Origin of the sequence: Streptomyces sp. MB09-01 (genome assembly GCF_033794505.1) — a bacterium.
GTDB lineage: Bacteria > Actinomycetota > Actinomycetes > Streptomycetales > Streptomycetaceae > Streptomyces.
Genome location: NZ_JARAYQ010000267.1, coordinates 1 through 11035 on the forward strand (window position 1 = coordinate 1; position 11035 = coordinate 11035).

Here is an 11035-nt window from a genome sequence, read left to right on the forward strand (position 1 = left end):
GTCCCACCCCCGCGGGACGGGCCCCCTGGCCCGATGGTCTCGTGTGCCGCGTTACGCGACGAGCTCCTCGAAGGACTCCGCCTCGTCGCGGCCGAAGCTCAGCGCCTCGTCCTCCCGCAGGCGGCGCAGCGAGCGCCAGATGCTCGACTTCACCGTGCCGACGCTGATCCCGAGGATCTCCGCGATCTCCGGGTCCGTGCGGCCCTCGTAGTAGCGCAGCACCAGCATCGTGCGCTGCGGCTCCGGGATCCGGGTCAGCGCCTGCCACAGCACCGCGCGCAGCTCCGTACCGCGCATCGCGTCCGTGTCGGAGGCCGTCTCCGGCAGCTCCTCCGTCGGGTACTCGTTCAGCTTCCGCCGCCGCCACGCGCTGATGTGCAGGTTGGTCATCGTGCGGCGGAGGTAGCCGCCGACGGCCGCCTTGTCGCTGATCCGGTCCCAGGCGCGGTACGTGGAGAACAGTGCGCTCTGCAGCAGGTCCTCGGCCTCGTAGCGGTCGCCGGTGAGGTGGAAGGCCGTCGCGTACAGCGCGGCCCGCCGCTCCTGGACGTACGCCGTGAACTCGGCCTCCGAGGTGGAGGAAGGCGTGGGCTGGGCGGGAACCGCCTGGTACTGGTTTGCGTCAATGGCTACGACGTGGGCCGGCCGGGGACGGGCGACCGCCACCGTACGGACACCCGCCCGGCGGTTCACATCGTGCAGCCGCGTGACAACCGCGCTGGTGTTGGTGCTGTGCAGCGTGTTCATCTCGCGCCCCCCGTCGTGGAGTGTCTCTGCTTCGGTCCGTCGTGCGTTGATAGAAGACTGCCCCTCCGACTTAACCGCGGTGTCCGTCGACTGTCACAGCACTGTCACAGCGACCTCCGCGGGATCGCCTCGCTCCGACGGTCGAACTCCCGACTGTCGATGGGACAGAATGAGCCCGTGCCCTTCCTGTTGCTGATCGAGGACGACGACGCCATCCGCACGGCCCTCGAACTCTCCCTGTCTCGCCAGGGCCACCGTGTGGCCACCGCGGCGACGGGCGAGGACGGCCTGAAACTGCTGCGCGAGCAGCGGCCGGATCTGATCGTGCTGGACGTAATGCTGCCCGGGATCGACGGTTTCGAGGTGTGCCGGCGGATCCGCCGCACCGACCAGCTGCCGATCATCCTGCTCACCGCGCGCAGCGATGACATCGACGTGGTCGTCGGCCTGGAGTCCGGCGCCGACGACTACGTGGTCAAGCCCGTCCAGGGCCGGGTGCTCGACGCCCGCATCCGGGCGGTCCTGCGCCGCGGCGAGCGGGAGTCGAGCGACTCGGCGAGCTTCGGCTCCCTCGTCATCGACCGGGCCGCCATGACGGTCACCAAGAACGGCGAGGACCTCCAGCTCACCCCGACCGAGCTGCGGCTGCTGCTCGAACTGAGCCGCAGGCCCGGGCAGGCGCTGTCCCGCCAGCAACTGCTGCGGCTGGTCTGGGAGCACGACTACCTCGGCGACTCCCGGCTCGTCGACGCCTGCGTCCAGCGGCTGCGCGCCAAGGTCGAGGACGTGCCGTCCTCGCCCACCCTGATCCGTACGGTCCGCGGCGTCGGCTACCGCCTGGACTCCCCGCAGTGATCCGCGCGTTGCTCGCGGGCCGGCGCTGGACCAGCCTTCGGCTGCGGCTCCTCATCGTCTTCGCCCTGGTCGCCCTGACGGCCGCGGTCTCCGCATCCGGGATCGCGTACTGGCTCAACCGGGAGGCCGTGCTCACCCGCGTCCAGGACGCCGCCCTCGGCGACTTCCGGCAGGAGATGCAGAACCGCGCCGCGGCGCTGCCCGGCGATCCGACGCCGGAGGAGATGCAGCGCACCGCCGAGCTGATGGCGGGCAGCAGCCCCGGCTACAGCGTGCTGCTCGTGGACGAGCGCAAGGACCGCCGTCAGGTGTTCGGCGCGGCCGGTCCCGACTCCTTCGGGCTGCAGGACGTACCGAAGTCCCTCCAGAACGCCGTGAACGACGAGCAGAAGACGACTGCGGCGAACGACGCCGAGTACCACGTGTACTGGCAGCGGACGAAGCCGAACGGCAACCCGTACCTGGTCGGCGGCACCCGGATCGTGGGCGGCGGGCCGACCGGCTACATGTACAAGTCGCTCGCCCAGGAGCGGGACGACCTGAACGCGCTCGCCTGGTCGCTGACGATCGCCACCGGTCTGGCGCTGCTCGGCTCCGCACTGCTCGCGCAGGCGGCGGCCCGTACGGTGCTCAAGCCCGTGCAGCGGCTCGGAGACGCGGCCCGGCGGCTCGGCGAGGGGGAGCTGGACCACCGGCTGGACGTGTCGGGTACCGACGAACTCGCCGACCTGTCGCACACCTTCAACAAGACGGCCGAGGCGCTGGAGAAGAAGGTCGCCGACATGAGCGCGCGGGAGGAGGCGAGCCGGCGCTTCGTCGCGGACATGTCCCACGAACTGCGCACGCCGCTGACCGCCTTGACGGCGGTGGCGGAGGTGCTGGAGGAAGAGGTCGACGACCTCGATCCGATGATCGCACCGGCGGTGGCGCTGGTCGTCAGCGAGACGCGGCGGCTGAACGACCTCGTGGAGAACCTCATGGAGGTCACCCGCTTCGACGCGGGTACGGCCCGCCTGGTGCTGGACGACGTGAACGTCGCCGACCAGGTCACGTCCTGCATCGACGCCCGGGCCTGGCTCGACGCGGTCGAACTCGACGCCGAGCGGGACATCGTGGCCCGGCTCGACCCGCGCCGCCTCGACGTCATCCTGGCCAACCTGATCGGCAACGCGCTCAAGCACGGCGGCTCGCCGGTGCGGGTGTCGGTGACCGTGGACGGGGAGTGGCTGGTGATCGCGGTCCGCGACAACGGTCCGGGCATCCCCGAGGAGGTCCTGCCGCACGTCTTCGACCGGTTCTACAAGGCGAGCGCGTCGCGGCCGAAGTCGGACGGGAGCGGGCTGGGCCTGTCGATCGCCGTGGAGAACGCGCACATCCACGGCGGGGACATCACCGCCGCCAACGCGGCGGGGGGCGGAGCGCTGTTCACCCTGCGGCTGCCGGTGGACGTGGGGAAGGTGATCGCGGGTGAGCGGGATGCGTAGGGCTCTGCCGGTGGTGCCGGCCGTGGTGGTCCCGCTGGTGGCGGTCGCCCTGCTCGCGACGTCGGCCTGTGGGATCAGGGCGACGACCGTGCCGGTGGACGTGGGCCCGGCGCCGTCACGGGTGTCGTGCGACACCCCGCCGGCGCCCGCCGGGGAGAGCGGGGTGCAGGGCTTCCGGGCCACGGTCGAACTGGTCTGCGGATCGCAGCTGGTGGGCGTGGACCGAGTGGTTCCGGTGCCGGAGAAGAAGCCCGTACGGGACCCCGTGGGCCTCGTCGCGCAGGCACTGCTGGAGGCGCTGGAGCAGACGCCGAGCGGGGACGAGCGGGACGCCGGCTTCACGACCGGGGTGCCGGCCGGGCTGTCGGTGTCGGCGCCGCGGCCGGGGGATCCGGCGGGCACGGTGCGGTTGAGCCGCAAGCCGGAGGATCTGCCGCCGGTGGCCCTGTCGCAGGTCGTGTGCACGCTGGCGGGCAACGACGCGGTGTCGGCGGGGCCGGGGCCGGTGGTCCTGGGCGGGCCGGACGAGGATCCGCCGCGGGCGTGGGAGTGCACGGAGGCGGTGCGGTCGCGGCCCGAGTCGGTGCCGACGCTGGGCGAGATCGTCCGCCCGTCCGCCTCCCCCCGGGCCACGCCCCGCTGACCCTCCGCCGCCGCGGCCCCGTTGACCGGGGCGGGGCCCGTGCCCCGCGCCTCGATCGCCGGCGGGGCGGAAGGAGCGGGGATCCCGTCCCGGACCCCGAACGCCGGACGGGCCGAGGATCCGGCCCCGCAGGGACCCCGGGAAGGGCGACGGCCCCCCGGGCCGGACGGGGCTCGGGGGGCCGTCGGACTGCTGGGGCGGGCTAGATGCCCGCCGCCGCCGCGAGGTCCTTCTTGATCGCGTCCAGGATCTCCTGGCCGCGGGTGCGGGCCGGGGCGAGGTCGGAGGCCTCGGCGACCGGGACCACCACCTCCAGGTAGCACTTCAGTTTCGGCTCCGTGCCCGAGGGCCGGACGATCACCCGGGCCTTGTGGTCGCCCTCCAGGTAGTAGCGCAGGCCGTCCGTGGGCGGGAGCGTCTCCGTGCCCTTGGTCAGGTCCTCCGCCGAGACGACCCGCAGCCCCGCCAGGGACACCGGCGGCTCCGCCCGCAGCGCGGCCATCGCCGAGGCGATCACCGACAGGTCCGAGACGCGGACCGACAGCTGGTCGGTGGCGTGCAGCCCGTGGGCCATCGCCAGGTCGTCCAGCAGGTCGGTCAGGGTGCGGCCCTGCTCCTTGAGCTCCGAGGCCAGCTCCGCCACCAGCAGTGCGGCGGTGACGCCGTCCTTGTCGCGGACGCCCTCGGGGTCCACGCAGTAGCCGAGCGCCTCCTCGTAGCCGTAGCGCAGGCCCTCCACGCGGGCGATCCACTTGAAGCCGGTGAGGGTCTCCTCGTAGCCGACGCCCGCCGCCTCCGCGATCCGGCCCAGGAGGGAGGAGGAGACGATGGACTCCGCGAAGACGCCCTGCGCCCCCTTGTGGACCAGGTGCTCCGCCAGCAGCGCGCCGACCTCGTCGCCGCGCAGCATCCGCCAGCCGTCCGCGGTCGGGACGGCCACCGCGCAGCGGTCCGCGTCCGGGTCGTTGGCGATCACGATGTCGGGGTTGACCTCGGCGGCCTTCGCGAAGGCCAGGTCCATCGCGCCCGGCTCCTCCGGGTTGGGGAAGGCCACCGTCGGGAAGGCCGGGTCCGGCTCGGCCTGCTCGCCCACCAGCACCGGCTCCGGGAAGCCGTGCCGGGCGAAGGCCGCCATGACGACGTCCTTGCCGACGCCGTGCATGGCCGTGTAAACGGTCCGCACGCCCCGGGCGGACCCGGGGGTCAGGACGGCGTCCGTACGGGCCAGGTAGGCCTCCAGGACCCCGTCGCCGAGCTCCTCCCAGCCGGAGTCCGGGCGGGGGACCGAGGCGAGGGTGCCGACGCGGGCGATCTCCGCCGCGATCTCGCCGTCCGCCGGGGAGACGATCTGCGAGCCGTCGCCGAGGTAGACCTTGTAGCCGTTGTCCCGGGGAGGGTTGTGGCTTGCGGTCACCTCGACGCCGGCGACGGCACCCAGGTGCCTTATGGCGTACGCGAGGACGGGCGTCGGCAGCGGGCGGGGCAGGACGGCGGCGCGCAGCCCGGCACCGGTCATGACGGCCGCGGTGTCACGGGCGAAGTCCGCCGACTTGTAGCGGGCGTCGTAGCCGACGACGACCAGGCCGCCGGCGTGGCCCTGGGCCTTCAGGTAGGCCGCGAGGCCCGCCGCGGCCCGGATGACCACGCTGCGGTTCATCCGCATCGGGCCCGCGCCGATCTCACCGCGCAGTCCGGCGGTGCCGAACTGGAGGGTGCCGGCGAAGCGGTCCGCGAGCTCCGCGGTGTCGCCCGCGTCGATGAGCGCCGCGAGCTCGGCCGCGGTCTCCGGGTCCGGGTCCTCCGCCAGCCAGGCCTGGGCCCGGGTGATCAGGTCGTCCTGTTCCTGCACTACTTCCGCCTTACCTCTCGTACGTCGATCAGATGCGGGCGAGGACCTGCGTCAGCAGCGTGCCCATGCGGGCGGCCGAGTCGCGGCCGGCCTGGAGGACCTCTTCGTGGTTCAGCGGCTCGCCGGAGAGGCCCGCCGCCAGGTTGGTGACGAGGGAGATGCCCAGCACGTCGGCGCCGGCCTCACGGGCGGCGATGGCCTCCAGCACGGTGGACATGCCGACCAGGTCGGCGCCCATGACGCGGATCATGTTGATCTCGGCCGGGGTCTCGTAGTGCGGGCCGGGGAACTGGACGTAGACGCCCTCTTCCAGGCTCGGGTCGATCTCCTTGCACATCGCGCGCAGCTTCGGCGAGTACAGGTTCGTCAGGTCCACGAAGTTCGCGCCGACGATCGGCGAGGTGGCCGTCAGGTTGAGGTGGTCGCTGATCAGCACGGGCTGGCCGGGCTTCATGCCCTCGCGCAGACCGCCGCAGCCGTTGGTGAGGACCACGGTCTTGCAGCCGGCGGCGACGGCGGTGCGCACGCCGTGGGCGACGGCGGCGACGCCGCGGCCCTCGTAGTAGTGGGTCCGGCCGAGGAAGAGCAGCGCGCGCTTGTCGCCGATCTTGTACGAGCGGATCTTGCCGCCGTGGCCCTCGACGGCGGGCGGCGGGAAACCGGGCAGCTCGGTGACGGGGAACTCGAATTCGGGGGCGCCGAGCGCCTCCGCGGCGGGGGCCCAGCCGGAGCCCATGACGAGCGCGACATCGTGGGAATCGACGCCGGTCAGCTCGCGCAGGCGGGCGGCTGCGGCGTCGGCGGCGGCGAAGGGGTCGGTAACAGATGCGTTCACGCAGACGAGCGTAGCCGCTCCTGGCCTACGCGCGTAGATGGCACAGCTCACGGTGTTCGGATCGTTGCCTTGTCGTTTCCGCCGAATCGTCCCCGACGGGGGTCCGGACCGCCCGCGCCGCCGCGGGCCCGGGTCAGCAGGGGCGCTTGCGGAGTTCCATCACGTAGTCGTGCGGGGCGCCCGCGGATTCGGCGGCGTCGGCGATCTCGCCCAGGTAGCGGGCCGAGGGCAGACCGCCCTCGTAGCCGTTGAGCACGTAGCACCAGGCGGCCTCTTCGCCGTCCAGGGTGTGCACCCGGATCCGCATGCGGCGGTAGATGTCGAGCCCGACGCCCTCCCAGCGGTCCATCGAGTCCTCGTCCAGCGGCGCGATGTCGTACAGGGCGACGAAGACCTGGTGGCGCGGGGCCTCGACGATCGTGGCGAGGGCGCCCTCCCAGCCCATCTGCTCGCCGCCGAAGGTCAGCCGCCAGTCGTTGATCCAGCCCGTTCCGCGCAGCGGCGAATGGGGAGCGCGGCGCGTCATCAGCCGCGGGTCGAGGTTGCCGGCGTACGCGGCGTAGAGCGACATGAGGTCGAGGGTACGGGAGGGGTGGCCGTCACCGCGTGCCCGGATGGCGCACGGATGACGGGACCGGGCGCGAAGCACCTTGAACCGTGCGGGACAATGGGGCACGGAATGCATCCCCCGGGGAGACCCCCCGGAACACCGGCCGGGGCGGCAGCCGGCCGGGTAGACGTGAGGCGGACTTTTCGTGACCCGGATCGTGATCATCGGCGGCGGACCCGGCGGGTATGAGGCTGCGCTGGTAGGAGCCCAGCTCGGCGCGGAGGTGACCGTCGTGGACTGCGACGGCCTGGGCGGGGCCTCGGTCCTGACCGACTGCGTACCCTCCAAGACTCTGATCGCGACCGCCGAGGTGATGACCACCTTCGATTCGTCGTACGAAGAGCTCGGCATCGTCGTCGCGGACGACACCCCGCACATCGAGCAGGCCGCGCGCGTCGTCGGCGTGGACCTCGGCAAGGTGAACCGGCGCGTCAAGCGCCTCGCGCTCGCCCAGTCGCACGACATCACCGCCTCCGTCACCCGGGCCGGCGCCCGCGTGGTGCGCGGCCGCGGCAAGCTCGGCGGGCCGCAGGGCATCGACGGCACCCGGGACGTCATCGTCACCGCGGCCGACGGCTCGGAGACGATCCTGACGGCGGACGCCGTGCTGATCGCCACCGGCGGCACCCCGCGCGAGATCCCGGACGCCATGCCCGACGGCGAGCGGATCCTGAACTGGACCCAGGTCTACGACCTCGACGAGCTCCCGGAGGAGCTCATCGTGGTCGGCTCCGGTGTGACCGGCGCCGAGTTCGCCGGCGCCTACCAGGCCCTCGGCTCCCGGGTGACCCTCGTGTCCTCCCGCGACCGCGTGCTGCCCGGCGAGGACCCGGACGCCGCCGCCGTCCTGGAGGACGTCTTCCGGCGCCGCGGCATGAACGTGGTCGGCCGCTCCCGCGCCGAGTCCGCCAAGCGGGTGGGCGACCGGGTCGAGGTCACCCTCTCCGACGGCCGCGTCCTGACCGGTACGCACTGCCTGATGGCGGTCGGCGCGATCCCCAACACCAAGAACATGAACCTGGAGGAGTCCGGGGTCCGGCTCAAGGACTCGGGGCACATCTGGACCGACAAGGTGTCGCGCACCTCCGCGCCCGGCGTGTACGCGGCGGGCGACGTCACCGGGATCTTCGCGCTCGCGTCGGTCGCGGCCATGCAGGGCCGGATCGCGATGTACCACTTCCTCGGTGACGCGGTGGCCCCGCTGAACCTCAAGACGGTGTCCTCGAACGTCTTCACCGACCCCGAGATCGCCACCGTCGGCTACACCCAGGCGGACGTGGACGCCGGCAAGATCGACGCCCGCGTGGTGAAGCTCCCGCTGCTGCGCAACCCGCGGGCCAAGATGCAGGGGATCCGGGACGGCTTCGTGAAGCTGTTCTGCCGTCCGGGCACCGGCATCGTCGTCGGCGGCGTGGTCGTCTCCCCGCGCGCGAGCGAGCTCATCCACCCCATCTCGATCGCCGTCGACAACAACCTGACGGTGGAGCAGATCGCAAACGCGTTCACCGTGTACCCCTCGCTGTCGGGCTCGATCGCCGAGGTGGCGCGCCAGCTGCACACGCGGAAGGCTGCCGGGGAGGCGTGACCGCCCCCAACCGCCCCACGCCTCAAGGGCGTTGGGGCGGTGCGCCGCCGCGTGGCCGGACGTTCACCCAGACCTCGGGCCGCGTATACCACTAGTAGCCCTGCCATATGGACAACTTCGATATTCCGGCGCAAAGAGCTGAAAGCAGACGGTCGTTGGGGTTACTGTCAGTTTCGTGTTCGCTGCAGAACGTCGCCAATTGATCCTCGAAATGGTGCGGGCCAACGGAGCGGTATCGCTCCGGGAGCTCGCCCGCGTCGTCCAGACCTCCGAAGTGACCGTACGGCGGGACGTGCGGGCACTGGAGGCAGAAGGACTCCTCGACCGCCGGCACGGCGGTGCGGTCTTGCCGGGCGGTTTCACGCGGGAGTCCGGCTTTCCGCAAAAGTCCCATCTCGCGACGGCGGAGAAGACCGCCATCGCCGATGTCGCGGCCTCCCTCGTGGAAGAGGGCGAGGCCGTCGTCGTAGGCGCGGGCACCACGACGCAGGAGCTGGCCCGCCGGCTCGCCCGCGTGCCCGGACTGACCGTCGTCACCAACTCGCTGCTCGTCGCCCAGGCGCTGGCGCATGCCAACCGCGTGGAGGTGGTGATGACCGGCGGCACCCTGCGCGGGTCCAACTACGCCCTCGTGGGCAGCGGAGCCGAACAGTCCCTCCAGGGGCTCCGCGTCTCGCGCGCCTTCCTCTCGGGCAGCGGCCTGACGGCGGAGCGGGGCCTGTCCACGTCCAACATGCTCAGCGCGAGCGTGGACCGGGCGCTGGTGCAGGCGGCGGCGGAGGTGGTCGTCCTCGCGGACCACACGAAGCTCGGCACCGACACCATGTTCCAGACCGTGCCGACGGACGTGATGACCCGCCTGGTCACGGACGAGCCCCCGCCGCACGACGACCGCGCGGCGACGGAGCTCCAGGCCCTGGCGGACCAGGGCGTCCAGATCACGGTGGCCGGCGCCGCTGCCTCCGGCGGCGGGGACGGGGTGATCGGGCGGCGGCCGCGGCGCGACTCGCCGTTGCCGGTGCAGCGGCGCGGCGGGCCGACCGCGCAGTTGCGGAGTGCGCCCGGCGGGATGCTGGAGCAGCAGGCGGAGCGGGCGCGCGTGGCCGACATGCGCCGCCGCTAGGCCCTGCGGGCCGTGTGCTGGGGGCGCTGCCCCCAGACTCCCGCGCCCCTCAACCACCGGCGAGGCCGATCCTTCACGCGCGCCGGCGTGCGAGTCGCGGGGGAAGCGTCCCCGGAGCGGCGCCGCACGTGCGAAACGGGGCCCCCGGGGCGGGAAGCCCCGGGAACCCCGTCGAACGACGTCAGTCCTTGATCTCGCAGATCGTCGCGCCCGAGGTGACGGAGGCGCCGACCTCGGCCGTGAGGCCGACGATGGTGCCGGAGCGGTGCGCGTTGAGCGGCTGCTCCATCTTCATGGCCTCCAGTACGACGACCAGCTCGCCCTCGGTGACCTGCTGGCCCTCCTCGACCGCGACCTTGACGATCGTGCCCTGCATCGGGGACGCGAGGGTGTCGCCGGAGGCGGCCGGGCCGGACTTCTTGGCCGCGCGGCGCTTCGGCTTGGCGCCGCCCGCGGCGGCCGTGCGGGCCAGGGTCATGCCCAGGGACGACGGCAGCGAGACCTCGAGGCGCTTGCCGCCGACCTCGACGACCACCGTCTCGCGGCCCGGCTCGTCCTCGGTGTCCTCCGCGGCCGGAGCCGTGAACGCCGGGATCTCGTTGACGAACTCGGTCTCGATCCAGCGGGTGTAGACGGTGAAGGGGCTGCCGTCCGTGGGGGCGAACGCCGGGTCGACGACGACCGCACGGTGGAAGGGGATGGCGGTGGCCATGCCCTCGACCTCGAACTCCGCCAGGGCGCGGGCGGCGCGCTGGAGGGCCTGCTCGCGGGTGGCGCCGGTGACGATCAGCTTGGCCAGGAGCGAGTCCCAGGCGGGGCCGATCACGGAGCCGGACTCGACGCCCGCGTCCAGGCGGACACCGGGACCGGTGGGGGCGTTGAACTTGGTGACCGTGCCGGGGGCCGGCAGGAAGCCGCGGCCCGGGTCCTCGCCGTTGATGCGGAACTCGATGGAGTGACCGCGCAGGACCGGGTCGCCGTAGCCGAGCGCCTCGCCGTCGGCGATGCGGAACATCTCCCGGACCAGGTCGATGCCGGCGACCTCTTCGGTGACCGGGTGCTCGACCTGCAGACGGGTGTTGACCTCCAGGAAGGAGATCAGGCCGTCGGCGGAGACGAGGAACTCGACGGTGCCGGCGCCGACGTAGCCGGCTTCCTTCAGGATGGCCTTGGAGGCGGCGTACAGCTCCGCGTTCTGAGCCTCGGTCAGGAACGGCGCGGGGGCCTCCTCGACCAGCTTCTGGTGGCGGCGCTGCAGGGAGCAGTCGCGGGTGGAGACGACGACCACGTTGCCGTGGGTGTCG

Annotated in this window: 10 protein-coding genes; 5 read left to right on the forward strand and 5 right to left on the reverse strand. The window is 72.5% G+C overall.

What is annotated here, in order from left to right; genetic code table 11:
- Positions 1-51: 51 nt before the first annotated feature.
- On the reverse strand, positions 52-747 hold the full coding sequence (locus tag PV721_RS35850) for a SigE family RNA polymerase sigma factor (RefSeq protein ID WP_319731838.1): 696 nt from the start codon (positions 745-747) through the stop codon (positions 52-54).
- A 177-nt stretch (positions 748-924) separates the two neighbouring features.
- Between PV721_RS35850 and afsQ1 the strand changes: the two genes are divergently transcribed.
- From afsQ1 to PV721_RS35865, 3 genes are read left to right on the forward strand one after another with little or no spacing between them, the layout of a single operon-like run.
- Entirely contained in the window at positions 925-1602 is a 678-nt protein-coding gene (afsQ1, locus tag PV721_RS35855) for a two-component system response regulator AfsQ1 (RefSeq protein ID WP_063754818.1), read from the forward strand.
- Positions 1599-3086 carry a HAMP domain-containing sensor histidine kinase gene (locus PV721_RS35860; protein ID WP_319731843.1) on the forward strand — a complete coding sequence of 496 codons (1488 nt, stop codon included), beginning with the start codon at positions 1599-1601 and terminating at the stop codon, positions 3084-3086. Before afsQ1 ends, PV721_RS35860 begins: the two co-directional genes overlap by 4 nt.
- A complete protein-coding gene (locus PV721_RS35865; RefSeq protein ID WP_319731859.1) occupies positions 3079-3729 on the forward strand; it encodes a hypothetical protein in 651 nt (216 codons plus the stop codon). The genes PV721_RS35860 and PV721_RS35865 overlap by 8 nt, the downstream gene beginning before the upstream one ends.
- Positions 3730-3931: 202 nt before the next feature.
- Here the strand turns inward: PV721_RS35865 and PV721_RS35870 are convergent, their stop codons facing one another.
- The 3 genes from PV721_RS35870 to PV721_RS35880 form a co-directional block, all read right to left on the reverse strand.
- Complete coding sequence (locus PV721_RS35870) at positions 3932-5578, reverse strand: phospho-sugar mutase (RefSeq protein WP_319731845.1); 1647 nt, start codon at positions 5576-5578, stop codon at positions 3932-3934.
- A gap of 28 nt (positions 5579-5606) precedes the next feature.
- A complete protein-coding gene (locus PV721_RS35875; RefSeq protein ID WP_319731847.1) occupies positions 5607-6413 on the reverse strand; it encodes a purine-nucleoside phosphorylase in 807 nt (268 codons plus the stop codon).
- 133 nt (positions 6414-6546) lie between these two features.
- Positions 6547-6984 carry a gamma-glutamylcyclotransferase gene (locus tag PV721_RS35880; RefSeq protein WP_053786320.1) on the reverse strand — a complete coding sequence of 146 codons (438 nt, stop codon included), beginning with the start codon at positions 6982-6984 and terminating at the stop codon, positions 6547-6549.
- Between the two features lie 184 nt (positions 6985-7168).
- Between PV721_RS35880 and PV721_RS35885 the strand changes: the two genes are divergently transcribed.
- Both PV721_RS35885 and PV721_RS35890 read left to right on the forward strand, forming a co-directional pair.
- The gene (locus PV721_RS35885) at positions 7169-8608 is read left to right on the forward strand and encodes an NAD(P)H-quinone dehydrogenase (RefSeq protein WP_319731852.1); all 1440 of its coding nucleotides are present in this window, start codon (positions 7169-7171) and stop codon (positions 8606-8608) included.
- Between the two features lie 175 nt (positions 8609-8783).
- Positions 8784-9731, forward strand: a complete 948-nt coding sequence (locus PV721_RS35890) for a DeoR/GlpR family DNA-binding transcription regulator (protein WP_319731854.1) — start codon at positions 8784-8786, stop codon at positions 9729-9731.
- Positions 9732-9912: 181 nt separating this feature from the next.
- On the opposite strand, the gene PV721_RS35895 is transcribed toward PV721_RS35890, so the two are convergent.
- Positions 9913-11035, reverse strand: a 1123-nt coding sequence (locus PV721_RS35895; RefSeq protein WP_319731857.1) for a biotin/lipoyl-containing protein, incomplete at its 5' end; no start/stop codon positions are given.